This window comes from Marinobacterium halophilum (genome assembly GCF_003014615.1).
In the GTDB taxonomy this organism is placed as follows: domain Bacteria; phylum Pseudomonadota; class Gammaproteobacteria; order Pseudomonadales; family Balneatricaceae; genus Marinobacterium; species Marinobacterium halophilum.
In genome coordinates this window covers 42,440-68,070 of record NZ_PYGI01000014.1, presented here as the reverse complement: position 1 = coordinate 68,070, position 25,631 = coordinate 42,440, and the positions used below count along the sequence as shown (strand labels likewise).

Here is a 25,631-nt window from a genome sequence, read left to right as displayed (position 1 = left end):
CATTGTCCGTGACTGAATTCGATAGCAAGTCCTTCCTGCAAGGTTTGACCCGCCGACCCGGCATCTATCAGATGTATGACGCTGCGGATAAAATTCTCTATGTCGGCAAGGCGAAGAATCTCCGCAACCGTGTCAGCAGTTACTTTCGCTCGACCGGGCTCAGCCCTAAAACACAGGCATTGGTTGCACGTATTCAGCGCATTGAAGTCACAGTGACCGGCAGCGAAACAGAAGCACTGCTGCTGGAACAGAATCTGATCAAGCAGCAGAGACCGCCCTACAATATTCTGCTGCGTGATGATAAGTCGTACCCCTACATTTTCATCTCTGATCGCGACGCCTTTCCTGCACTCCAGTTTAAACGCGGTGGTGGCAAGCAGAAGGGGAGGTACTTCGGTCCTTACCCAAGCTCCCATGCTGTGCGTGAGAGCCTCAACCTGCTGCAGAAAATCTTCCAGATCCGTCAATGTGATGACAGCTTCTTCCGTAACCGTTCACGGCCGTGCCTGCAGCATCAAATTCGACGCTGCACAGCTCCCTGCGTCGGGCTTATCTCCGAGGATGAGTATCAACAGGATGTACGTCATGCAATGTTGTTTCTGGAAGGGCGAAGCCAGGACATCATGCAAGCACTGGGTCGGGATATGGAGGTTGCAGCTGCTGCACTTGATTTTGAGCGGGCTGCACAGCTCAGGGACCAAATCAGTGCGCTGCAGCAAGTGCAAGAACAGCAGTGTGTCTTCGGACAGACCGGCGATGCCGATATTTTTGGCTGTGCGATACAACCCGGCGGGGTTTCGATTCACACGCTGTATGTCCGGGGCGGGCGTGTTATTGGCAGTAAAGCCTACCATCCCAAGGTATCAATTGAAGATGAGCCCGGAGAGATTCTGGCAGCCTTTATAGCCCAGTTCTACCTGTCAGGTCCGCGCGATATTCCCCCCCTGATCATCACGGCTCTGCCTGTGGATGGGGCGGAATGTGTACAGCAGGCACTAGAGCAGCGACGTGGTCGCAAAGTAAGCCTGCAGCATAGTGTGCGGGGGGAACGAGCAGGGTGGCAGCGCTTGGCACAAACCAATGCTGAGCAGCAGCTGACCAGCCATCTGGCCAGTAAACAGAATGTCCACAATCGTTTCCTGGCATTGCAGGACGCACTATCGCTGGACTACCTGCCTCAGCGGTTGGAGTGTTTTGATATCAGCCACAGCTCTGGCGAGGCGACGGTTGCATCCTGTGTGGTTTTTGACCGCGAGGGTCCAAAAAAAGCAGATTATCGCCGTTTCAATATTGAGGGAATCACGCCCGGTGATGATTACGCCGCCATGCATCAGGCACTGACCCGACGTTACACTAAAGTCAAAAAAGGAGAAGGTGTGCTACCTGACCTGCTGATCATTGATGGCGGCAAAGGCCAAGTATCACAGGCAATGGATGTGCTGGAAAGCCTGCAGATTACGGACATGATGGTGATCGGTATCGCCAAGGGGCCAACCCGCAAGGCTGGCTTTGAAGTATTGATCAAAGGGGAAACGGGTGAAGAAAGTACACTACAGTCTGACTCGCCTGCGCTACACCTGCTGCAGCATATTCGTGACGAGTCCCACCGTTTTGCGATTATTGGCCATCGCGCGAAACGCGGAAAGGCTCGACGCCAATCGCAACTGGAAGGGATCCCGGGCGTTGGCCCCAAACGTCGCCGCGAGCTGCTGCGCCATTTTGGCGGCCTGAAAGAGATCGAACGCGCCAGTATTGAAGAAATTACCAAAGTCTCTAGTATAAGCCGAGCGCTTGCGCAGGAAATATATGCAGCGCTTCACCCCGAAAGCTGACTACGATGTAACGGGATACTCTCTTGCTCACAATCAAAATACCCAACCTCTTGACCCTGCTGCGTATTGTTTTGATACCGGTTTTCATATTTGTGTACTACCTGCCTTACAATTGGGCTCCGTGGCTTGCGTCTGGCATTTTCGGTCTTGCGGCCATTACCGACTGGTTTGATGGATATCTGGCCAGACGGCTAAATCAAAGCTCACCCTTTGGTGCCTTTCTGGACCCGGTGGCCGATAAATTGATGGTTGCTGCAGCACTGGTTGTATTGGTGGAAGTGTTTGCTTCACCGCTGATCACGGTTCCCGCCATTATTATTATTGGTCGCGAAATAGTTATCTCGGCCCTGCGTGAATGGATGGCAGAGCTAGGACAGCGGGCAAGTGTTGCCGTATCCATGATCGGTAAGCTCAAAACCACGCTACAGATGGTCTCAATTCTGGTACTGATCGGGGCTCCGCTGTATTCAATGCTCTCTTGGGTGGGCATCGCTGCATTGTACGGTGCTGCTGCACTGACGCTCTGGTCAATGGTTGTCTACTTGCGTGCAGCCTGGCCGCACCTGAGCGATGACATATAAGTAAGTGGTTAATTTTTAAGCAATTTTTTTTAAATTTTCTTTCGTAATATGGTTGACACCGAAACTGAGGTCTCTATAATACGCTCCATTGTTGAGGCGCGGGAATAGCTCAGTTGGTAGAGCACGACCTTGCCAAGGTCGGGGTCGCGAGTTCGAGTCTCGTTTCCCGCTCCATCTCAACAATACCTGTGAGGGCTGGATGGCAGAGTGGTCATGCAGCGGACTGCAACTCCGTGTACGCCGGTTCGATTCCGACTCCAGCCTCCATTTTTTAAAAGATCCAAGCTGCCGACCGGCAGCTGATATGCAAATAAAACCCTTCTGATATATCCGCCCCTTTCAGGGAAAAATCCTATACATCTCTTAAGCTATCAGATAAGCATTGTTTGTGCGTATTTTTGACTAGCATCATATTTCATCAAGTATCTTCCCGCATATTATTTTTAACCCGCACGCACCGCAAGTAACACCCGCCTCGAGTACACGTAACGAACACCTACAGCAGTGCTTGAATCAAGGCTGCAGACAAACAGCCCTTCAATGTTATTGACCAGTGCGCCAGGCTGGCTCAACGCAGCCCGTTACATGCATATTGAGAAGCATGGTGGGGGCTGGAGTAGATCCAGGCCCCACTACCAGCATTACTTCCACCGATCCGGTTCGTAGCAGAACGTTGGTAACGACCAGTGCCAATAGAGTGCCGCCAAGCGCAAGCTCAAACCAAACGCAAAAGATGCCACCAGATTGATATCCTGCTGAATACCCAAAGCATTCAACTGGAGATAGAGCAGGGCAACCAGAAGAGAAACACTGGCGTAAAGTTCATGCCTGAATACGACAGGTACGCGCTGACATAGTATGTCGCGCAGGATGCCGCCAAAGATGCCGGTAATCATGCCCGCCATGACCACGACGGCCATGTTGTACTCCAGCTCAAGTGCAACATTGCAGCCAATGATAGTGAAGGCGATCAACCCCATTGCATCAAGCAGTAAGAACAGCTTATGCAGGTGATGCATGAAGCGGGCAATAACAATCGTCAGTAGGCCTGCCGATATGGTCAGATAGATATAGATAGGGTGTTGAGTCCAGGAAACAGGGAAGTTTCCCAGAAGAATGTCACGGATGGTGCCGCCACCGAGTGCGGTAATGAAAGCAATAACGCCAACGCCAAAGATATCCATGTTGCGGCGCCCTGCAGCCAATGCACCGGACATGCCTTCGGCTATGATCGCAATGATATAAATAGAAGTGAGCACGAAAAAACCTCCCATATGGGTGATGATTCGTCTCTCCCCCTGTCCGGTTACCTGAGAGTTTGCGCAGCTATCGCTGCGTTGCCCCTTCGGTGGGTCGGCATGATCCGACCACTCTCCAGTCGACGTGATTCAGTTGGTATCGCAGTACATGGGCCTGAGCGTTTATGGGAGTTTGCGCCTTCGGCGTACCAATGGATATTAAAGGTCACTCTCCTGCGATTGCGCGATTATAGAGGCAGAACCTGCCGGGTGCCAATAGCCATCAGTCTTAAGTACGACGTTTGATGTCTTTAATCAGGCCGCTGAGATCAAGTCCTGTGTCAGCCGCGAGGGCATCCAGGTCGTTGAACGTCGGTGGGAGGCGAGAGCGGGTACGCTTTTTTTCTTGCTGCTGTGTAATCGTTTGCTCAAGTTTTAACTTAATACTATCCAACTGCTCAAGCTCAAGGCTCATTAGAAAAGCAGAGACATCACAAGCATCAGTCATAGAGATCTGGCCTGGCAGTAATACTGCCTATAAAGTGTAAATAGAATTGCATCGATGTTGCAAAGGGCGCTAACGAGGCGAGAGAAAGAACTGGTGCCCGGAACCGGACTCGAACCGGTACAGCCAAAGGCCGAGGGATTTTAAATCCCTTGTGTCTACCAATTTCACCATCCGGGCAGGGGGATACGCCGTTAAAAAGCAAGCTGCCTTTTTAATCAATGCGTTGAGCGCACATTTTCTCTTTGTATTGAGGAAATGTCAATCACCAATGCGCGCTCATAGTCATTAAAGACGGGCCATACATGCTGCAGTGTCGAGCATTCTATTAGAGAAGGCCCATTCGTTATCATACCAGGCAAATACTTTTACCATGTTGCCCATGACTTGAGTTTGCAGACTGTCGAAAATACAGGAAGCACTATGGTGATTGAAGTCGATCGATACCAGAGGGGTCGCATTATATTCAATAATGTTACGCATATGAGCATCGGCAGCTCGCTGCATTAAGCCATTGACCTCATCAACGGAAGTTTCACGAGAAGCCGTGAACGTCAAATCTACCAGTGACACGTTAGCTGTCGGCACCCGCACAGCCAAGCCAGACAAACGCCCATCAAGCTCAGGCAACACAAGACCCACCGCCTTGGCTGCACCGGTCTTGGTCGGAATCATGGACAGCGCGGCTGCACGCGCACGGTAAAGATCCGTATGGTACACATCGGTCAGGTGCTGATCATTGGTATAGGCGTGAATGGTTGTCATCAGCCCCTGATTGATTCCCAGGCCATCGTTGAGTACTTGAGCCATCGGCGCAAGGCAATTGGTCGTACAGGATGCGTTGGAAACAATACAGTCTTGAGGCTTCAGAACACCCTGATTAACCCCATAAACAACTGTCGCGTCCGCACCCTTTGCCGGAGCAGAGACCAGTACTTTTCGGGCGCCTTGCTGCAAGTGTATGGCGGCCTGTTCGCGCCCGGTAAAACGCCCGGTACACTCAAGTACAACATCCACTTCATAGTCGCGCCAGGGCAGGGCGTGTGGGTCAGCTTCACACAGCATCGGTATATGGTGTTCACCGACAACAAGATGCTGATTGGCTGTGCTCACAGGCCACATGAAACGGCCATGCACCGAGTCATATTCGGTCAAATGAGCACTGATTGACGCATCGCCCAGATCGTTGATAGCTACGATATGAAATTCGTCCTGACGACCACTTTCAAACAGTGCGCGCAGGATATTTCGACCAATACGGCCATATCCGTTTATTGCGATTCTGATTGGCATTTGAAGTCACTCCTTTGCATGTGTTGCTACCATAGTAGATGAAATCAGGGCTAAGGGAACTCATTGTTTTTACTGAGCTTGCGCCTCAGCAAGATAGCGCGTTAAATAATACTCTACACTTTCAATACATATCTTTAGTACATACCGAGTATCGTATGCCCAAGAAAAATGACACGCATGACCGTGCGATCGAAATTGCAGATCGGCTGCTCGAAGAGGGTATTCGACCTACGCAACAAAATGTTCGTGAACGACTCGGCAGCGGCAGCTTGACGACTATCAATCGCGCACTTAACGATTGGTGGCATACTCTGGCCGAGCGTGTACAGAGACGTAATGAGCACCCGGAGCTACCGGAGCCTGTCATTCAACTGGCCAACCAGGCCTGGAATCGGGCGCTTGCGTATGCGGAACATCGCTTCAACCAGCAGCGCAGCGAAATCGAACAGCAACAGAAGCAGCTGCGTGAATCAGTCGAGGCCCGACGCTCCGGCGGGGAAGCCGCGCTCCAGGAGGCACAGAAACAAAATGCACGCTTGCTTGAACGTTGCGAACGGCTGGCTGACGAAAAACATTCTCTGGAACGGCGCATTCTCGATTTGGAAGAGGCACAAATACGTCTGACCATGGCGAAAGATCAAGCGCTGCATGAAGTGAAGCAGCTGCAACGACTTGGTAGTCATCAAGGCTTGCATGATGAAGCCCTGATAGAGCTTCGCGTGAACGCCCGCATCCAGGAAGAAGAACTTGAGCGTATCAGGCGTCAGAATGACCAGCTGAGTAAGGAAAATGCCATGCTGAAAGCAAATAGCTGAATTGAAGATATTCACGCAGCACATGCCTTTAAAGCCATAAGGTTATGAATATATGGAGTTTTATCTAAGTTCGGACAGTAAGATTCAGGATGTTACCGAGCGCTTGAAAGCCTGTCGCCTCGGCGATGTCGTCAGCTGTAGTGATGTTGCACTGTTCGAAGTGGTGAAGGCTGTACTGATACGTGAAAAGCTGCCAGGCCTCACCATCCAGTTACTGGACAGCTCTGATTACGTGTTGCGAACAGTTACCAGCCGGAAACGGGTGGACGACGTACAGCTCGACCGTTTCACTGATCGCCAGGAAGCGGTATTGAAAGCCCTGGAGAAGGTATTGGCTCATTGTGAAAAAGAGGGCATAAGGCTTATCGGCTTCAGCGATGACCTGGTCGCTATACCGGCTCACCTTGATAATGGCAACGGTCTCTCTGCCGAAGCCGTCGATCTGGATACCTCCGGTGTCTATCGTGGTGCCGAGAGCCTGCAGGACTAGACCAAAAGGTAATGCATCTTGAGTGAGGAGGTGCAACCAATCTGTTAACCTCTCAGTCATATTTGATGAGGCAGCGTAATGAGCAAAAAGATCCGCATCTTACTGGTAGACGATCACTCGATTGTGCGGGCCGGTTTCCAGCACATGTTACTCAAAGAAGCAGATATGGAGATCGTTGCCGAGGCCGAGAATGGCAGCCAGGCGGTTGATCTGTACCGCAGCGTCAAGCCGGATGTTGTTGTGATGGATCTTGCCATGCCGGCGGATCAGGATACCCCTGAGGCTTCGTCGACTACAGGGGGATTGGATGCGATCAAGCGGATCATGCTCAGTGATCCGAACGCACGCATTTTGGTGCTGACCATTTGGGAAGCCAGTCCATATCCATCACGTGTTGCCGAAGCTGGCGTGCAAGGCTATGTCACCAAGCGCTGCGCTCAAAATGAACTGGTTCATGCTGTCCGTGAAGTGTATGCCGGCCGAAAATACTTCTCGTCATCGATCAGTAATCAGATCAACCAGGAAGCCGAAGGTGGCCCTGATTGCTCACCCATATCACAACTGACACGACGCGAGCTTGAGGTTTTCACGCTATTGGCCGAAGGTCGCAGCGTCAACGCCATCGCTGAAACAGTATTCTTAAGCCCCAAAACCGTCCACGCGCACCGGGCCAATATCCTGCGTAAGCTGCAACTCAATAACGGCTCAGAGATCATTCATCTGGCGCTGCGCATTGGAATGATTCAGACCTAAACACACAGTCTATACTGAAGACACCATTAGCTTGCAGGTGAGCATCCATGTGCGCACTCAAACCCGAAGTTGTCGATATCGGGACAGAGATGATATTGGAGTCCCATCAGCTATGGATGGCCATCCCCGTCGGCAGCCTGGTTCAGCTCGAAGCTGATCTGATCGAGCACAACCACAAAGTCCTTACGAGAGGGCGTCTCTATGAAGTCCTGGCCAAGACAGATCTGTCACCATGTCATCAAATGTTCGTTGTGCAGTCAGAGCTCACGCGAGAGCTGGTCGAACTGCATCCTGGGCTGATCTGCAATTATCTTGATAACCCAACGGAGACACACTACGTATGATAATACTTAATTTAACATAATATACATTATGCGAAGTTATATATTGGGGTAGATCGGGCCTGGAATGGCGCTTAGATCGACACCATCCTTCAGCAGTACCAGGCCCACCGGAGCCTGGCCTTTCAGGCTGTCGTTAATACCAATGACGGCGCACTCGGCAACGGCAGGATGATCCGCCACAATCTCTTCCATCTCGCCGGTTGAAAGGCGATGCCCCGCCACATTGATCACATCATCGGTGCGCCCCATGATGAAGACATAACCCTCTTCATCCTTGTAGCCTCCGTCACCCGACGTGTAGTACCCCGGAAAATCGGACAGGTAACCGGCACGGAAACGCTCATGATTTTTCCATACCGTCGGCAAACAGCTTGGCGGCAGCGGCAACTTGATAGCAATGGAGCCTTGCTCACCGGCAGGCAGTTCATTGCCTTCGGAGTCCAGAATCTGCACATTGAAGCCCGGAATCGGCAGCGTGGCTGAACCCGGCTTCGGAGCCTTTGCTTCGATACCCATCAGGTTGCCACAGATTGCCCAACCGGTTTCAGTCTGCCACCAATGATCGATAACCGGCTTGCCGGTTTTTTCAATGGTCCAGTGGTAAGTCGGTGGGTCAAGGCGCTCACCGGCCATGAAGATGATCTCCAGATTGGAGAGGTCATACTTCTGGATCTGAAGACCTTCGGGGTCTTCTTTCTTGATCGCACGGAACGCCGTCGGGGCCGCAAACAACGCCTTGATCTTGTACTCTTCACACAGACGCCAGAAAGCGCCAGCATCCGGTGTACGTACGGGCTTGCCTTCGTAGACGATCGTGGTTGCACCCGCCAGCAGCGGCGCATATACGATATAAGAATGGCCTACTACCCAGCCCACGTCAGACGCCGCCAGGAACACATCACCCGCATCAATGTTGTAGATTGCCTTCATTGAGTAGTGCAATGCAGCCGCATGGCCACCATTGTCACGGACAACACCCTTGGGCTTGCCGGTGGTACCTGAGGTATACAGGATATACAGCGGATCGGTGCCTTTGACCGGCACGCAGTCAGCTGGTTCAGCAGTGGCAACGGCTGTTTCCCAGTCAAGGTCACGCCCTTCGATCAACTCGGCCTTCACTTGCGGCCGCTGCAGTACAATGCAGGCGGTCGGTTTATGAACGGACTGCTCGATCGCTTCATCCAGCATCGGCTTGTATTCAATGACCTTGGAGACCTCAAGACCGCAAGACGCCGTTACGATTACTTTAGGTTCGGCATCTTCAATGCGCACCGCTAGCTCGTGCGGCGCAAAACCACCGAATACAACCGAGTGAATCGCACCCAAACGGGCAACGGCATACATGGCAACAAGCGCTTCAGGCACCATCGGCATGTAGATAACGACACGATCGCCCTTCTCCACACCCTGCGCCTTGAGCACACCGGCAAAGCGGGCAACCTGATCACGCAGCTCACGATATGTAATCACCCGCTTACTGTTGGCCACCGGCGAATCATAAATGACGGCTGCCTGATCGGCACGGCCATTTTCGACATGGTGATCCAGTGCCATATAGGCTGTATTCATTTCACCATCAGCAAACCAGCGATCAATACCGTTTTCATCCTTGGACAAAATCTGTACCGGCTGCTTGAACCAGGGCAGTTCCGCCGCCTTTTCCGCCCAGAACAGCTCAGGGGTTTCGACAGATTTGCTGTACTCTGCATGATACGTCATTGCAGCATCCTCTAACTTTCGGTGTGTGGTCATTCCAGAAGGGCTTTTTATTGTTGACACTTTAGGTCATTAACTCAGGACTCTAACGAAAGTTGGTGCAGAGTAAACTACGACAAAAGGCTTAGAGTGATCACAGGTCACGACAATATCTTATTTGTTAACAAACACTTAAGCTAACATCCAACAACTTTAGTATGAGTTGTAAAATCTCCGTGCAACTCAGAGATGCAAAAAGTGTCGACATGGGTGGTTTTGCACTCAGGACAAACCCGTAACCGCAAAAAAACAGCCACAAAACCTCTACAGCGCAACAATCTTTAAATATTTTCAATAGTGCATGATCAGCCCTCAGGCAAAACGCCTTATGTTTAGACTACAATATGCCCTCTCTAAAAAAGCTCACTCAATGGATGTACACGTGAACGACAATAATCTGCACGCACAGCTCAGTCATGCTCTGAACCAACGTATTTTGATGCTCGATGGCGGTATGGGTACCATGATCCAGGAGCGCCAGTTGTCCGAAGCGGATTATCGTGGTGAGCGTTTTGCCGATTGGCATCTGGATGTCAGAGGCAACAATGACCTGCTGGTTCTGACCCAGCCGGATATGATCCGCGACATCCATACGGCCTACCTTGAGGCCGGTGCCGATATTATTGAAACCAACACGTTCAACGCTACGCGTATCGCCATGGCCGATTACGAGATGGAAGCGCTGAGCCGCGAGATTAACGTCGCTGCCGCTCGTCTGGCACGCGAGGCCGCTGATGCAGTGTCGGCTCAGACTCCGAATCGGCCGCGGTATGTTGCCGGTGTTCTTGGCCCAACCAACCGCACCGCAACCATCTCCCCGGATGTAAACGACCCCGGCTTCCGCAACGTTACCTTTGATGAGCTGGTTGAAGCATACACGGAATCCATCGATGCCTTGATTGAAGGCGGTACCGATATCCTGTTGATCGAAACCATCTTCGATACGCTTAACGCCAAGGCGGCCATCTATGCGATCGAATACTACTTCGAGCAGCATCAGATCCGCCTGCCGGTGATGATTTCGGGCACCATTACCGATGCCTCCGGCCGTACGTTGTCAGGCCAAACAACCGAGGCGTTTTGGAACTCCGTACGCCATGCGCGCCCAATCAGTATTGGTCTGAACTGTGCCCTGGGACCAAAAGAGCTGCGCCAGTATGTTGGCGAGCTGTCCCGCGTAGCCGATACCTATGTTTCCGTACACCCCAATGCGGGACTGCCGAATGCGTTCGGCGGCTATGACGAAACCCCCGAGCAGATGGCCGAAGAGATTCGCGAGTGGGCACAGTCCGGCTTCGTCAATATTGTCGGCGGCTGCTGTGGCAGTACACCTGAACACATTCGTGTCATCCGCGAAGCCCTGCTCGACCAGGCACCGCGCACCATTCCAGACATCGCTGTCGAGTGCCGCTTATCCGGCCTTGAGCCGATGAACATTGGCGCAGACACTCTGTTTGTCAACGTGGGCGAACGTACCAACGTCACCGGGTCGGCCAAGTTTCGCCGTCTGATCAAGGAAGGTGATTACGAGACCGCGCTTGACGTTGCGCGCCAGCAGGTTGAAAACGGTGCCCAGATCATCGATATCAACATGGATGAAGGGATGCTGGATTCAGAAGCGGCCATGAACCGCTTCCTCAATCTGATCGCTTCCGAGCCTGACATCTCCCGTGTCCCGATCATGCTCGACTCGTCCAAGTGGCATGTCATGGAAGAAGGCCTCAAGCGCATTCAGGGCAAGGGAGTCGTCAACTCCATCAGCCTGAAGGAAGGCGAAGAGAACTTCATCGCTCAGGCACGCAAGATTCGTCACTACGGTGCCGCTGTTGTGGTGATGGCATTTGATGAGACCGGCCAGGCCGATACCTATGAACGCAAGATCGAGATCTGTGAACGCTCCTATCGAGTGCTGGTCGACAAGGTCGGCTTCCCGCCTGAAGACATCATCTTCGACCCCAACATCTTTGCCATTGCGACCGGTATTGAAGAGCACAATAACTACGCCAACGATTTCATCAATGCGACCGGATGGATCAAGCAGCATCTGCCTTACGCAAAGATTTCCGGCGGTGTCTCCAACGTGTCCTTCTCCTTCCGTGGCAATGACAAGGTACGTGAAGCGATTCATTGCGTATTCCTGTACCACGCCATCCAGCGCGGCATGGACATGGGCATCGTCAACGCTGGCCAGCTGGCGATCTACGACGATCTGCCGGAAGACCTGCGTGAGCATGTTGAAGACATCGTCCTCAACCGTCGCGAAGACGGCACCGAGCGCATGCTCGAACTGGCGGAAAAATACCGTGGCGGCGCGTCCGAATCATCGGTCAAACAGGATCTGGAGTGGCGCAGCTGGGAAGTCAACAAACGCCTGTCCCACGCACTGGTCAAAGGCATCGCCGATTATGTTGAAGATGATGTGGAGGAATGCCGTCATAATTTCGATCGCCCGCTGCAGGTGATTGAAGGCCCGCTGATGGACGGCATGGGCATCGTGGGTGACCTGTTCGGAGCCGGCAAAATGTTTCTGCCGCAGGTGGTCAAATCCGCTCGCGTGATGAAAAAGGCCGTGGCCTACCTGATGCCGTTCATCGAAGAGGAAAAAGCCGATAACGAGAGCAGCTCGGCCGGCAAAGTTGTCATGGCCACGGTAAAAGGTGACGTACACGATATCGGCAAGAACATCGTCGGCGTGGTACTCCAATGCAACAACTTTGAAATCGTTGACCTTGGCGTGATGGTCTCCGCCGAAAAAATTCTGCAAACCGCGCGGGAAACCAATGCCGACATCATTGGCCTTTCCGGACTCATCACCCCGTCACTGGATGAAATGGTCCATGTCGCCAAGGAAATGCAGCGTCAGGGGTTTGATCTGCCATTGATGATTGGTGGTGCCACTACCTCCAAAGCGCATACGGCGGTCAAAATCGAACCCAACTACAAGAACAACCAAGTGGTGCATGTAACCAACGCTTCACGTTCGGTTGGTGTTGCATCAGCCCTGCTTTCGGCAAGCAAAAAAGAAAGCTTTATCAAAGAGATAAAGGAAGAATATCAGTCAGTACGTGAACGTCATGCGGCACGCCAGCATGATCAGCGCCGCGTTACCCTGGAAGCTGCACGCGCTAACCGTCATCCGATTGAATGGGACGGCTATACCGCACCTCAGCCTCTGCAACCGGGCCTGCATGTATTCGAGGACTACGACCTGGAAGATTTAAGCCAGTGCATTGATTGGACACCTTTCTTCCAGTCCTGGGAGTTGGCTGGCCGCTTCCCGCGCATTCTGGACGATGAAGTCGTGGGCGAAGAAGCGCGCAAGCTGTTTGAAGATGCCAAATTGATGCTGCGCGATATTATCGACAACAAGAAGCTGCGTGCACGCGGTGTATTCGGCCTCTTCCCGGCCAACAGCACAGGCTTTGATGACATCGAAGTATATACCGATGACAGCCGCGATCAGGTGCGAATGAAAGTTCACCACCTGCGCCAGCAGACACAGAAGATCGAAGGCCGTTACAACCACTGCCTCAGTGACTATGTTGCACCGAAGGATTCCGGCGTGCAGGATTACATTGGTGCCTTTGCCGTGACGGCTGGCATCGGTATCGACAAGTGGGTCAAACAGTACGAAGACGATCATGACGACTACAACAGCATCATGATCAAGGCACTGGCTGACCGTTTGGCCGAAGCCTTTGCCGAACGCTTGCACCAGCGAGTGCGGACCGAATTCTGGGGCTATGCCAGCAACGAAACGCTCGATAACGAAGCGCTTATCCGCGAGCAATACCAGGGTATTCGTCCCGCCCCCGGTTATCCGGCGTGCCCAGATCACACCGAGAAAGCTTTATTGTGGGAGCTACTGGATGTCGAACATAATATCGGTATGACGTTGACCGACAGCTTTGCCATGCTGCCAACCGCAGCGGTCAGTGGCTGGTACTTCAGTCATCCCGAGTCGCGCTATTTCGGAGTAGCCAAGATCAGTGAAGATCAGGTAGAAAGTTATGCCAAACGCAAAGGCATGAGCATGGACGAGGCCGAACGCTGGCTGGCACCCAACCTGGGCTACGAGCCGGAGCAAGGCTAACCCAAAGGGGACGCGACTACCCGGTTGCGTCCCCGGTGCTTGGCTTCATACAACGCCTCATCCGCACGTGCCATCGCATGGTCAAAATCATTATCAGACAGGGTTGCCACGCCAAAACTGGCTGTAATGTGTTGATCGGCTTCCGGCAACATATCAAGAGTTTCAATATGGGCGCGTAGTTTTTCAACAACTGCCAGTGCCTGATTCATATCAACTCCTGTCAGCACCAGCAGGAACTCTTCTCCACCCATTCGCGCAACCAGATCGTCGCGGCGTACATGCTCAGTCAGACACTGCGCCACGGTCTTCAGCACCCGATCACCCATCTTGTGCCCGTAGCGGTCGTTAATGCGTTTGAAATGATCAATGTCCAGCATAATGACAACAGCAGAACGATCACGGCTCAACCCGAACAGCCATTCCTCCAGCTGCAATCGGTTACCAACACCGGTCAGGGCATCTCGCCTAGCCAATATCTGCAGCTCTCGATTGGCCTTAGCCAACTCCGCGGTACGCTCGGCCACCAACTTCTCCAGCTGCTCATTGGCCTGCGTCACCTGCTGACTGGCTTCTTCCAGACGACGCTCGGCCATCTTGCGTGCCGTGATATCGCTAATGCTACCGACCATACGCCGTGGCTGCACGGCCTCGTCATATTCAACCACACGGCCACGGTCATATACCCACACCACTTCTCCGCTGGTTCGGAGCATGCGATGTTCATGAGCATATGTACCATCACCGTCCAACGCCTGCTGTACCGTTGCCATCATGCCATTCCGATCTTGCGGGTGAATCAATACGCCCAGGGCCGACATGGGATGCTCCGTCAGTGCGTCGTCCAACCCCAACAGCTCGCACCATTTGTAGTTATGCAAAACTCGGTCATTCAGAATATCCCAATCCCAGATACCTTCACCCGCAGCCTCCATCGCGTAGTCGTAGCGCTTTTCCTTTTGTTCGAGCAGAGCGTATGCGTGTTTCAGCTCGGTGACGTCGTGCGCGATAACCAAAATACAGTCGCTGCCATCGGGTCGTTTTAGTGGTTTTTTGATCGACTGGAAATAACGCGGCTCTCCGGTTGCCACATCAGTAGAGGTTTCTTCAATAATCTGTACTACTCCACTGCGCATCACCGCCTGAATATTTTCCTGATAGAAACGTACCTGATCCTGGTCAGGATTGAAGTCTGCATCCGACTTGCCGACCATCTGTTCAGGTGTACTGCCATACAGGCGCGCCAACGCACTATTACACAGCAAAAAACGTCCATTCCAATCTTTCAACAGGATAATGTCGGGGGCTTCATTGATTACCGTGTGCATCAGACTATCGCTTTGCAGGTGCGGCAACATCGATGGCTCTGTCGAAATCGGCATATTCGGACCACGGCCACCGCAGCTCGGGCAGCATATGAAGTGAACATGATCATTGCCCCCTTGAACATGGAGCCCTGAGTTTCCACAGTAGGGACATGACTGCAGATCGTTTTGCATCACTTTTCCTTAAACGATTGGCTAAAACGAGAACACTAATGCACCACTATAATCAACATGACACAGTAAATGTGAGGCATTGTACTACAACACTGCATTGCATCGAATAAGCACCGAATTTCAGTCCGTTATCCCTAAGTCGATACTCCTCGGGTATGAAATCCCCCCTTCAGGCTTTATAATTTGTAGCCGATTTACAAGCGCCAGGCTCTTCTGGACTGCGCAGGGTGATTATCCATCACCCGAACGAGCCCTTGGCAATCCAGCCATAAATCATATCGGGGAAAACCATGTCTACAAAATCAAAAATCATCTATACCCTTACCGATGAAGCTCCTGCACTCGCGACCGCATCACTGCTGCCGATTATTCGCACCTTCGCATCATCTGCCGATATCGAAGTTGATCTGAGCGATATTTCTCTGGCTGCCCGTATTCTCGCGGCCTTCCCCGAACGCCTGACTGAAGAACAGCGCGTTGAAGACGGTCTCGCATTCCTTGGCGAACTGGCCAAAGATCCTGAAGCCAACATCATCAAACTGCCGAACATCAGTGCGTCTGTACCGCAGTTGCGTGCTGCCGTTCAGGAGCTGCAGGGACAGGGTTACGACATCCCCGATTATATTGAAAACGCACAGACTGATGCCGAAAAAGAAGCCAAGGCGCGTTACGCCGGCATCCTCGGCAGCGCGGTAAACCCGGTACTGCGCCAGGGCAACTCTGACCGCCGCGCACCGGCTGCCGTCAAAGCTTTCGCTCGCAAATTCCCGCACTCCATGGGCAAGTGGAGCAAGTCTTCCCGCTCCCACGCCGATTACATGCGCGGCGGCGACTTCTTCTCCAGCGAACAGTCCGTCACCATGGCTGATGCAACTGACGTGCGCATCGAGTTCACCCCCAAGGGCGGCCAGCCGGAAGTGAAGAAAGAACTGCACCTGGAAAAAGGTGAAGTCCTCGACGGCATGTTCATGAGCGCCAAGGCAATGGACGCGTTCTTCGAAGAAACGCTGCAGGATTGTAAAGAAGCCGGCATCATGTGGTCCCTGCACGTAAAAGCAACCATGATGAAGGTTTCTCACCCGATCGTATTCGGTCACGCGGTACGCGTCTTCTACCGTGAAGTATTCGACAAATACGGTGAACTGTTCGACGAAATCGGTGTTAACCCCAACAACGGCATGAGCAGCGTTTACGAGAAGATCAAGTCTCTGCCGCAGTCGACTCAGGACGAAATCGAAGAAGCGATCCATGCTTGCTACGAACACCGCCCGGAAATGGCGATGGTTGACTCCGTTAAAGGTATCACCAACCTGCACATCCCGAGTGACGTAATCGTTGATGCGTCCATGCCGGCCATGATCCGCAACTCCGGTCAGATGTGGGGCCGCGATGGCAAGCAGAAAGACACCAAGGCTGTTATGCCTGAGTCTACCTATGCGCGCATCTACCAGGAAATGATCAACTTCTGTAAAACCAACGGCGCTTTCGACCCGACCACCATGGGTACTGTACCGAACGTCGGCCTGATGGCCATGAAAGCAGAAGAGTACGGTTCCCACGACAAGACGTTCGAGATCCAGGTTGACGGCACCATGCGTGTTATCGACGCAGCTGGCAACGTACTGATGCAGCACGACGTCGAAAAAGGCGATATCTGGCGTGCCTGCCAGACCAAAGACGCGGCGATCCGCGACTGGGTCAAGCTGGCCGTTACCCGTGCCCGTCAGTCCGATACTCCGGCCATCTTCTGGCTGGACCAGGAACGTGCGCACGATCTGGAGCTGACCAAGAAAGTCAAAGAGTACCTGAAAGAGCACGACACAGAAGGTCTCGACATCTCCATCATGTCCTACAACGAAGCGATCCGTGTTTCCATGGAACGTCTGATTCGCGGTCTGGACACTATCTCTGTGACCGGTAACGTTCTGCGTGACTACCTGACCGACCTGTTCCCGATCATGGAGCTGGGCACGTCTGCAAAAATGCTGTCTATCGTACCGATGCTGGCCGGTGGCGGCATGTACGAAACAGGCGCAGGCGGTTCTGCACCGAAACACGTTCAGCAGGTCATGCAGGAAAACCACCTGCGTTGGGATTCACTGGGTGAGTTCCTGGCACTGGGCGTGTCTCTGGAAGAGCTGGGCATCAAGAAAGGCAATGTCCGTGCGAAGGTACTGGCAACCGCACTGGATAAAGCAACCGAGCGTCTGCTTGAAAACGGCAAGTCACCGTCACGCAAAGCGGGCGAGTTGGATAACCGTGGCAGCCACTTCTACCTGGCCATGTACTGGGCTCAGGAAGTTGCTGCGCAGACCGACGATGCAGACCTGGCAGCCGAGTTCAAGCCGCTGGCTGAAGCTCTGACTCAGAACGAACAGCAGATCGTTGACGAGCTGAACGCTGTACAGGGACAGCCGGCTGACCTGGATGGCTACTACCACGTCAACCTCGACGAAGTATTCAAGGTCATGTGCCCGAGCGCAACCTTCAATCAGATCCTGGCCAGCTTCAAAAAGTAAGCCAGACTGAGTGAGTAACAAAAAACCCGGGCTTGCCCGGGTTTTTTTATCGTGTCCCTCGCCCTCTTAAGGCCAGCAGCCCCCCAACACACACCAGCCCCATCCCTGCCAGCGTCAACAACCCCAAGGTTTCATCCCACAATAACCAGCCCGCAATGGCTGCAAAAGGAATGGACGCATAGGTGAAAGGCCCCAGCGTACCCGCGCCAGCCAAACCATAGGCACGACTGAGCAAAAGCTGCGCCAGCGTTGAAGCCGCCGCCAACCCGAACAACCAGACCCATTCACCGCCTTGAGGCATAACCCAATTTTGCCAGGCCGGAATAGCCGCCAACAACGCACCAAAGAGCGCAAAGTAGAATACGATCTGTTGTGGAGACTCCGTTGAACGCATGGCACGGATACACACTTTTGCCGTCGCGCCCAAAGCAGCCCCCATCAATGCCAGCAACGCAGCAGTTTCCAAAGCACCCGATGCAGGCTGCAGGATCAACATCACGCCCAGAAAGCCCACCAGAATTGCCCCCTGAACAGCACGGTTGATACGTTCTCGCAGCCATATGAAGGCAATCAACGGCACAAAGAACGGAGAGGTCTGCTTCAACAACGCCGCTTGCGCCAATGAGAGATGTGCCCATGAATAATACAGACAGGACATGGCGGTCACGCCCACCAACGCCCGCAACAGATGCAGATGGATGCGTTGTGTTGGCAATTCACGCCGCCCTCGACGCAAAATCCAGGGCAGCAGCCATAACAACCCCAGACTGTTGCGCAGAAACACCAGCACCTCTGTAGGCAGAGTATCGCTCAGCTGGCGAATAATAATGCCGCTGCCCACCAGCGCACACTCCGACAATATAATCAGCAGTGCGCCTTGCAGCAAAGGATTCGCAGTCAACGCAGACTCCAACAACAAAAAAGGCCACCGGCAGAAGGCGGGTGGCCATCAGGATCAGCGATGCACTTAGATTTCGATACGCTCGAAATCTGTCGGCAATGTCTCCGCTGTTTTTGGACTGGTGACGACCGCTACACTGGCACGCTCAGGCTTCAAGTACTCCGCAGCGACACGCTTGAGATCATCCATGGTCACTGCCAGGATCTGCTGGCGGAAAGCCTGTCGAACCTCCGGAGAACGACCAAACAGTTCACTATGATAGGTCGACTTGGCTTCGCCCGCAGGAGACCCCGGCTTATCCATTGAGCTGACGACACCCAGGATCGCTTCCTGCAAGCGCTGCTGCTGATCGGTGCACTCACTCAACCAATCAACGGCCTGACGGAAATCGTCCAGCGTCCCTTCAACACGAGGATCACGGTATGAGAAGAAACGGAATACCGCATCACCGTTATCCTGCCCTGCTCCGGCACCATAGGCCCCACCCTTTTCGCGGATGGCACGATGCAAATAGCCATTGCGCAGGAAGTCGCCGAGTACGGTCAGTGCTGCTGCATCGACATGTCCGGTGGGTACAGTCGGGAACGCGCAAGCACAGAAGTTGACCTGGGTGTTGGTCAACCACAACTGATGAACGGGCTTCCGTGTAGTCGGCAACTGCAACGGCACAAACACAGTGTCAGCTTGTGGTGCCCAAGACTGCGCCAGCTGTTGCAAAATAGCCTGCTGATGCTCCTCTTCAGCCACCAACAGGAAGCGACGTGGTGCCTGCGCGATACGGGCATGCAGTACCGCCAGCTCATCGGCCAATGCCACCAGTGCTTCGGGTGCCTGGATACGCTTATCGAGCGCCTTGACCTGGCGCACACCTTCCAAGCCGCGAGTGCGGTGACTGAACTGAGCCACCGGGGCAAAACCGGCACTGGCCGCCATCATCGCCAGAGCATGACCCGAACCGGTAATGCTCTGCTCACGGCGCGTGCGCTGCTGAGCAACAATCTCGCCGATGCGTGACTGCTCGTCAAAACGCGCGCGCTCAAGTGTTTCGGCCATCAGCTGCGTAAGCTTGTCACTGTTTACGCTCAGTGCTTTGCCCGACATCACCAGATAAGCCGCTACCCGCTGTTCGTCATCAACGCTGCCACGCAAGCTTGTATACGCATGCAGGCCACCGGTCACCTGACTTTGGTACGCCTGATTGACACGATAGTCACGATCCCCGCAACCCAACTCGGTCAAGCAGTAGGTGTAAAGTGGCAGTAGTGCCTGCTCAGACTCATTCAAATCCGGCAGATCAACAATGACCTGCTGATACACCAAGCCATTGGTACCGGCACTGAACCAGGTTGTATCCAGCTCACCCTTGGCCAACTCATCCGCCGTCGGCAGGTGCAACTCGGCAGGCACATCTTCCAGCGTGACACAGGGCAAAATGCTGTCATCATCGACTTGCTGCTGACGTGCTTCAAGCGCATCGGCCTGCTCGATCAGCGCCTGTGCCTGCACAGCATCCAGTCCGGCTTTAATCTGCTCAAGATGAGCCGCTTCCGCCGCATCACGACGGTCGGCCAGCTCAGCGTCAGGACGCAAGGTCAAACGGACCCGATGCGGGTTATCCAGCAACCAGCGACGAATCAGGCCGGGGATAAAATCAGGGTCCTTGATCTGTTCACGCAGCTTCTCCAGTGCCGGATCAACATCCAGCACACCAATCGGATCACCACGGTGAATGGCCGCCGGCATGGAGGCCAGGATCAATTGCAGACCAAAGGGGTAGCCGTCACCGGTAATCTCGCGCTGGCTCAGCTCAAGCTGATGCAACTGGGCTTCGACCATATCCATTGCGATGCCTTCTTCAGCAATCGTGGCCAACGTATCCAGCACCAGCGCTTCGAACGCGGCCGCATGCTCCGGCTCACTGCCTTCAAGACCGCACATGAAGCTCATTTCACGGTTGGAATCTTCAAGACCGCACAGTGGTGACGGCGCACTGCCCAGGTCACTGGACTCCAGTACGGCACGCAGCGGCGAGCTGGAATTGTCCAATAGCACTCGACTGAGCAGATGCGCTTGCATCAGGTCATCCAGATCGATTGAGCGCGGCAACAACCAACCCAGCACATGATGCGTCGACTGCGACAGATCTTCCTGCGCCAGCGAGTAAGCCTCTTCAATGCGAAGCGGAGCGAAGTAACGCTTCTCATCATTAACCGCGATCACTTCATTACGGCGCTCAAAGCGCGATAGCGCGTTGTCTTCAAAACGCTGCTGCAATTCAGCCACCGGCAGGTTACCGAAGGTCATGAAGACGGCATTGCTGGGGTGGTAATGACTGCGGTAGAACGACAGCAGGTCATCATAGGTCAGGTCCGGAATGCAGGCCGGCTCCCCACCACTATTGTGGTGGTAGGTTGTGGTCGGGAACAGGTGACGGCTCAGCGTCTGCCATAAGGTCGACACCGGCGAGCTCATCGCCCCCTTCATTTCGTTGTACACCACCCCTTTGTATACCAGCGGTGATTCCGTATCGCTCGCCTCGGCAAACTCGATACGGTGGCCCTCCTGGGCGAAATCCAGCGGATCCAGACGGGAAAAGAACGCCGCATCCAGATAAACATCCAGCAGATTGTAGAAATCCTTGTTGTTCTGACTGGCAAACGGGTACGCCGTCCAGTCACTACTGGTGAACGCATTCATGAACGTGTTCAGTGAACGACGCGTCATCATGAAGAAGGGATCGCGCACGGGGTAGCGTTCACTGCCACACAACGCCGTATGTTCCAGGATGTGAGCGACACCACGCGAATCCTGGGGAACCGTGCGAAATGCAACCAGAAATACGTTTTCATCATGGTCTGACGCAATGTGGTAATGACGTGCGCCTGTTGCCGTATGTTCATATTCGGCCACTTCGATGTTCAGGGCGTCAACCACCCTGCTCTGCAGGAAGCGAAATGCGGAGTGACTATGGTCTGCTTGCATGAGAGGCCTTACCTATTAATAACTGTAGATAGCTGTTTTATCGCATTGTAACGATTCCGGATCATCATTGCAGTGCAGCCAAGTCGCAAACTCGCCTTTGTTGCAACAGCACATACAGATACACAGCATTGGACAACGACATTCATGGCATCTGAACATCGGCCGAATGGACATGATGATCTCGGTGCTAAAAGACTTGAAAAACTATTGTGCACTGCACAAAAACCGCTTGACAGTATAAATGTTAAACAATAGAGTTAGCACTATGTTGCAATGCAGCAAAGCAACCAGGCAGTACATTTACTGCAAACGTTATTTATAGAGGTGACCAACATGTACGATAAAATGAAAGATTCCATGAAGCCGGTTATGGATATGGCCGAGATCAACAAAAAGACCACCGAAAAGCTGATTGCCCTGCAGTCTGCCTACGTGTCTGATTTCGTTAATGCCAGCCTGAACCAGATGAAAGTTCTGTCTGAAGCCCGCGAGCCGAAAGCAGCTGTTGAACTTCAGGTTAAATACCTGAAAGAGGTCGAAGCCAAGCTGACCGACATTGCCGAGAAAGAAGTTGCCGCTCTGGTTGAAGCCAAAGAGCAGATGACCGGTCTGGTTGAAAAAAGTGTTGCTGATCTGGGCGATGTAAAGGACATGCCGTTCATGGCTGACCTGCAGAAGTTCATGAAGCCGATGGACATGACCAAGAACACCAAATAATACTATTCGCGCTGCTGACTATATATGTCAGCAGTGACCCGCTTTCCGGGGATGGCAGTTATCACCACTCGATAACTGCATTGCAGTCATCACAGGAAGTGTTAATTGCATGCGATTGCATTTATAAGAAGGTAGATAATTTATGTACGACAATATGCTGAAAGAGATGCAGAGCAAGATGAAGCCGGTTACCGAGTTGGCTGAATTGAACCGGAAAGCGGCTGAAAGGATTTTTGCGTTGCAGTCCGAATTTTTCACCAACTCTGTCAATGCCAGCATTGCACAGGTTAAGGCTCTGACCGAGGTGAAAGATCCCAAGGACGCGTTTACACTGCAGATGAACTTCCTCAAAGAGCAGGAAGCTCAGTGGAGCGAAGTTGCCGAGCAGGAACTGGCTGCCCTGAACGAAGTACGTGAGGAGGTCACCTCTATCTTCGAACAGAGCCTGGATGCCATGAATGCCATGCCGTCTGTAGACATGAGCGCATTCACCGTGCCCGCCTTCGACCTGAAAGGCTTTGATATCAATGCCTTCATGCCGAAAGCCGCTGCTGAAGCAGAAACCGAAAAGCAGCCTGCTGCCAAGCCTGCTGCACGCAAGACCCATTCTGCACAAGCGGCATCCACTTCCGCATAAGTGGTACCGCACAGTTACCTGAAATGACCGCTCCGGCGGTCATTTTTTGTTTCAGCGCGCCAGCTCCGGTACATTGCCCCGAATACCCATCGCATATTCCATCACCAGCCTGCGTGCGGGTGATACACGCCCTGCAAGCCCGAGCCCTACATTACGCAGTAACTTCAATGGGCCAATATCATTGCTGAACACATGGTAGAAACCATCCATAACCTGCATCATCATCAAGTTATGACGGCGACGATGCTGCTCATACCGGCTCAGCACTGCCATTGAATCAATCGCCTCGCCGGCCATGTGGGCGGCCAGCAAAACCTCCGCCAGCGCAGCGGCATCCAACAGCCCTATATTGACCCCCTGCCCAGCCAGCGGATTAATCATGTGCGCGGCATCGCCCACCAACACGAGCCCTTCAATTGCGTATTGCTGTGCATGCTGACGCCGCAGCGGGAAGCTACTGCGCCCTTGCAACCCCGTCAGCTGGCCCAGTTCGGCGGGAAAGCGCTGATGGAGCTGCGCCAGAAAGTCTTCATCCGACAATGCACGCAGTCGTTTTACTTCATTCGGTGTGTTGTACCAAACCACTGAGGCGTTATGGCCACTCAGCGGTAAAAACGCCAACGGCCCGGTCGGGGTAAACTGCTGCCAGGTAATGTCTTCCTGGCCATAGGCTGTACTGACACCGGCAACCAGCGCATGTTGCTGGTAATCCCAGGTTGTAACGCCGATGCCCGCAGCCTGGCGCACCATGGAATCTCCACCATCGGCTGCTACAACCAAACGCCCCACGATTTGATCGCCGTTTTCCAGCTCGACCAGAGTCGCTCCGGGTGAGTAATCGATACGATGTGTCAGCGCAGGCGAGATCAGATCAACATTCTTCAATTGACGCACCCGCTCCAGCAACGCGATCTGCACAATACGGTTTTCGACAATATGGCCCAAGTGCGAGTAACCAATCGTGCCGGCATCAAATTCGGTCGCTGCTTTCTGCGCATCATGCTCCCACACCTTCATCCGCTTGTAGGGACAGCTTCGCCTGGACGCAATCCCTTCCCAGGCTCCGATGTTATGCAGAAAACGCTCGGAGGCGATACTCAGTGCCGATACGCGCAGGTCATGTGCTTGCTCAGGGGCAAATTCGACTGGCAGGCTGCGTTCCAATACCGCAACTGAGAGCCCACTCTCGCCCAGTGCGCACGCCAGGGCCGACCCCACCATACCGCCACCGACGATCAGAACATCGTAACGCGTTTGCATTGCTGCGCTCCTTAATACACGTGATCTACCCATGATTGGGCCAGTATACCCGATGGCCGTAATGGTCGCTTGCCCGAGGTCAGCCCTGAAACGAAAAAGCCCCGCACAAGCGGGGCTCAGAGACAAGGCAGGTAATAGGTGCGTTACAGTTCGGTCACGCCACCCATGTAGGGCTGCAGTGCTTCAGGCACACGTACAACCCCCTCTGCCGTCTGGTAGTTTTCCAGTACCGCAACCAAGGTACGGCCAACCGCCAAAGCGGAGCCGTTCAAAGTATGCACCAACTCAGGCTTGCCGGTTTCCGGGTTGCGCCAGCGGGCCTTCATGCGACGCGCCTGGAAATCCGCCATATTGGAACAGGATGAGATCTCACGGTATTTACCCTGACCCGGCAACCAAACTTCGATGTCATAGGTTTTAGCTGCACTGAAACCCAAATCACCTCCGCAAAGCGCAACCACTCGGTACGGCAGGTTCAGTTTCTGCAGGATCGCTTCCGCATGGCCGGTCAACGCTTCCAACGCATCCCAGGACTTGCTCGGCTCGACCACCTGAACCAGCTCGACCTTGTCAAACTGGTGCTGACGGATCATGCCGCGCGTATCACGCCCTGATGCGCCAGCTTCAGAACGGAAGCAAGGCGTATGGCAGGTGTACTGCAATGGCATGGCCGCCGCTTCCACGATTTCGTCACGCACCGTATTGGTAACCGGAACTTCAGCCGTCGGAATCAGGTAGTAATCACGATCACCGAAAGGAATGCGGAACAGGTCTTCCTCAAACTTGGGCAGCTGGCCAGTACCCTGAAGCGAATCTGCATTGACCATGTAAGGTACGTAGATTTCTTCATAGCCATGCTCGGCAATATGGGTATCAAGCATGAACTGGGTCAGTGCACGGTGCAGGCGAGCAACCTTGCCTTTCATGACCGCAAAACGGGAACCGGTCAGTTTGGCCGCCGTTTCAAAGTCCAGTTCGCCGTTTTTCTCGCCCAGCGCTACATGGTCCAGCGGCTCGAAATCGAACTCGGCCGGTGTTCCCCAGGTACGCACCTCAACATTATCATCTTCATCAGCACCTTCAGGCACAGATTCATGCGGAATGTTGGGTACGCCCAGCAACAGGTCATCCAGCTGAGCCTGTACGGCCTGCAGACGCTCCTTGGCAGCATCCAGCTGGTCACCCAGGTTCTGCACTTCCGCCAGCAGCGGCTGAATATCTTCACCAGCGGCCTTGGCTTTGCCGATCCCTTTCGACCGGGTGTTGCGCTCGTTCTGCAGAGTCTCGGTTTCGGTTTGGATAACCTTGCGCTGATTATCCAATTCTACAAACTGCTCGACCGGAAACGCATAGCCCTTTTTCTTCAGAAGATTGGCCACCTCATCCGGGTTGGCGCGTACATATTTGGGATCCAGCATGA

General features: G+C 53.4%; 19 protein-coding genes, 3 tRNA genes and 2 riboswitches. Of the genes, 12 read left to right on the top strand and 10 right to left on the bottom strand.

Going from position 1 to position 25,631, the window contains the following annotated elements:
• Nucleotides 1–8 precede the first annotated feature (8 nt).
• The 4 genes from uvrC to CLV44_RS10750 all read left to right on the top strand — a co-directional run bounded on the left by uvrC (nt 9) and on the right by CLV44_RS10750 (nt 2,680).
• Entirely contained in the window at nt 9–1,832 is a 1,824-nt protein-coding gene (gene uvrC, locus CLV44_RS10765) for an excinuclease ABC subunit UvrC (RefSeq protein ID WP_106592155.1), read from the top strand.
• A 32-nt stretch (nt 1,833–1,864) separates the two neighbouring features.
• Nucleotides 1,865–2,413 carry a CDP-diacylglycerol--glycerol-3-phosphate 3-phosphatidyltransferase gene (pgsA, locus tag CLV44_RS10760; RefSeq protein WP_106592154.1) on the top strand — a complete coding sequence of 183 codons (549 nt, stop codon included), beginning with the start codon at nt 1,865–1,867 and terminating at the stop codon, nt 2,411–2,413.
• A gap of 98 nt (nt 2,414–2,511) precedes the next feature.
• Nucleotides 2,512–2,587: transfer RNA gene (locus CLV44_RS10755), tRNA-Gly, on the top strand.
• 19 nt (nt 2,588–2,606) lie between these two features.
• Nucleotides 2,607–2,680: transfer RNA gene (locus tag CLV44_RS10750), tRNA-Cys, on the top strand.
• A 374-nt stretch (nt 2,681–3,054) separates the two neighbouring features.
• Here the strand turns inward: CLV44_RS10750 and CLV44_RS10745 are convergent.
• From CLV44_RS10745 to gap, 4 genes are all read right to left on the bottom strand, one after another.
• Nucleotides 3,055–3,672: a trimeric intracellular cation channel family protein gene (locus tag CLV44_RS10745; RefSeq protein WP_106592153.1), complete on the bottom strand. Its 618-nt coding sequence runs from the start codon at nt 3,670–3,672 to the stop codon at nt 3,055–3,057.
• 29 nt (nt 3,673–3,701) lie between these two features.
• A riboswitch (glycine riboswitch) is annotated at nt 3,702–3,801 on the bottom strand.
• Between the two features lie 3 nt (nt 3,802–3,804).
• Nucleotides 3,805–3,898: riboswitch (glycine riboswitch) on the bottom strand.
• A 42-nt stretch (nt 3,899–3,940) separates the two neighbouring features.
• On the bottom strand, nt 3,941–4,159 hold the full coding sequence (locus CLV44_RS10740; RefSeq protein WP_106592119.1) for a hypothetical protein: 219 nt from the start codon (nt 4,157–4,159) through the stop codon (nt 3,941–3,943).
• A 91-nt stretch (nt 4,160–4,250) separates the two neighbouring features.
• Nucleotides 4,251–4,336 (bottom strand) — tRNA-Leu (locus CLV44_RS10735).
• Between the two features lie 108 nt (nt 4,337–4,444).
• Nucleotides 4,445–5,449 carry a type I glyceraldehyde-3-phosphate dehydrogenase gene (gene gap / locus CLV44_RS10730; RefSeq protein ID WP_106592118.1) on the bottom strand — a complete coding sequence of 335 codons (1,005 nt, stop codon included), beginning with the start codon at nt 5,447–5,449 and terminating at the stop codon, nt 4,445–4,447.
• Nucleotides 5,450–5,604: 155 nt separating this feature from the next.
• Between gap and CLV44_RS10725 the strand changes: the two genes are divergently transcribed.
• The 4 genes from CLV44_RS10725 to CLV44_RS10710 all read left to right on the top strand — a co-directional run bounded on the left by CLV44_RS10725 (nt 5,605) and on the right by CLV44_RS10710 (nt 7,851).
• Nucleotides 5,605–6,264, top strand: coding sequence for a DNA-binding protein (locus tag CLV44_RS10725; protein ID WP_170069324.1), 660 nt, complete (start codon nt 5,605–5,607; stop codon nt 6,262–6,264).
• Nucleotides 6,265–6,316: 52 nt separating this feature from the next.
• Entirely contained in the window at nt 6,317–6,754 is a 438-nt protein-coding gene (locus CLV44_RS10720) for a response regulator (RefSeq protein WP_245912667.1), read from the top strand.
• Nucleotides 6,755–6,832: 78 nt separating this feature from the next.
• A complete protein-coding gene (locus CLV44_RS10715; RefSeq protein WP_106592116.1) occupies nt 6,833–7,507 on the top strand; it encodes a response regulator in 675 nt (224 codons plus the stop codon).
• A gap of 47 nt (nt 7,508–7,554) precedes the next feature.
• Entirely contained in the window at nt 7,555–7,851 is a 297-nt protein-coding gene (locus CLV44_RS10710) for a hypothetical protein (RefSeq protein ID WP_106592115.1), read from the top strand.
• A 36-nt stretch (nt 7,852–7,887) separates the two neighbouring features.
• Here the strand turns inward: CLV44_RS10710 and CLV44_RS10705 are convergent, their stop codons facing one another.
• On the bottom strand, nt 7,888–9,570 hold the full coding sequence (locus tag CLV44_RS10705) for an AMP-binding protein (RefSeq protein ID WP_281257823.1): 1,683 nt from the start codon (nt 9,568–9,570) through the stop codon (nt 7,888–7,890).
• 418 nt (nt 9,571–9,988) lie between these two features.
• Between CLV44_RS10705 and metH the strand changes: the two genes are divergently transcribed.
• The gene (gene metH / locus CLV44_RS10700; protein ID WP_281257822.1) at nt 9,989–13,699 is read left to right on the top strand and encodes a methionine synthase; all 3,711 of its coding nucleotides are present in this window, start codon (nt 9,989–9,991) and stop codon (nt 13,697–13,699) included.
• Here metH and CLV44_RS10695 read toward each other — a convergent pair.
• Nucleotides 13,696–15,078: a sensor domain-containing diguanylate cyclase gene (locus CLV44_RS10695; protein WP_211298126.1), complete on the bottom strand. Its 1,383-nt coding sequence runs from the start codon at nt 15,076–15,078 to the stop codon at nt 13,696–13,698. The two genes, metH and CLV44_RS10695, sit on opposite strands and share 4 nt — an antisense overlap.
• Nucleotides 15,079–15,485: 407 nt before the next feature.
• Here CLV44_RS10695 and CLV44_RS10690 point away from each other — a divergent pair, with 407 nt between their 5' ends.
• Nucleotides 15,486–17,714, top strand: coding sequence for an NADP-dependent isocitrate dehydrogenase (locus tag CLV44_RS10690; protein WP_106592112.1), 2,229 nt, complete (start codon nt 15,486–15,488; stop codon nt 17,712–17,714).
• Between the two features lie 46 nt (nt 17,715–17,760).
• Here the strand turns inward: CLV44_RS10690 and CLV44_RS10685 are convergent, their stop codons facing one another.
• Together CLV44_RS10685 and CLV44_RS10680 are read right to left on the bottom strand one after the other, a co-directional pair.
• The gene (locus CLV44_RS10685) at nt 17,761–18,615 is read right to left on the bottom strand and encodes a DMT family transporter (protein WP_106592151.1); all 855 of its coding nucleotides are present in this window, start codon (nt 18,613–18,615) and stop codon (nt 17,761–17,763) included.
• 66 nt (nt 18,616–18,681) lie between these two features.
• The gene (locus CLV44_RS10680; RefSeq protein ID WP_106592111.1) at nt 18,682–21,597 is read right to left on the bottom strand and encodes an insulinase family protein; all 2,916 of its coding nucleotides are present in this window, start codon (nt 21,595–21,597) and stop codon (nt 18,682–18,684) included.
• A 333-nt stretch (nt 21,598–21,930) separates the two neighbouring features.
• Between CLV44_RS10680 and CLV44_RS10675 the strand changes: the two genes are divergently transcribed.
• A complete protein-coding gene (locus CLV44_RS10675; RefSeq protein WP_170069322.1) occupies nt 21,931–22,314 on the top strand; it encodes a phasin family protein in 384 nt (127 codons plus the stop codon).
• Nucleotides 22,315–22,456: 142 nt separating this feature from the next.
• Nucleotides 22,457–22,951 carry a phasin family protein gene (locus CLV44_RS10670; protein ID WP_106592109.1) on the top strand — a complete coding sequence of 165 codons (495 nt, stop codon included), beginning with the start codon at nt 22,457–22,459 and terminating at the stop codon, nt 22,949–22,951.
• A gap of 51 nt (nt 22,952–23,002) precedes the next feature.
• Here the strand turns inward: CLV44_RS10670 and CLV44_RS10665 are convergent, their stop codons facing one another.
• Nucleotides 23,003–24,211 (bottom strand): UbiH/UbiF/VisC/COQ6 family ubiquinone biosynthesis hydroxylase, encoded by a 1,209-nt coding sequence (locus CLV44_RS10665; RefSeq protein WP_106592108.1) that lies wholly within the window; start codon nt 24,209–24,211, stop codon nt 23,003–23,005.
• Between the two features lie 143 nt (nt 24,212–24,354).
• Nucleotides 24,355–25,629: a serine--tRNA ligase gene (gene serS, locus CLV44_RS10660; protein WP_106592107.1), complete on the bottom strand. Its 1,275-nt coding sequence runs from the start codon at nt 25,627–25,629 to the stop codon at nt 24,355–24,357.
• Nucleotides 25,630–25,631: the final 2 nt, after the last annotated feature.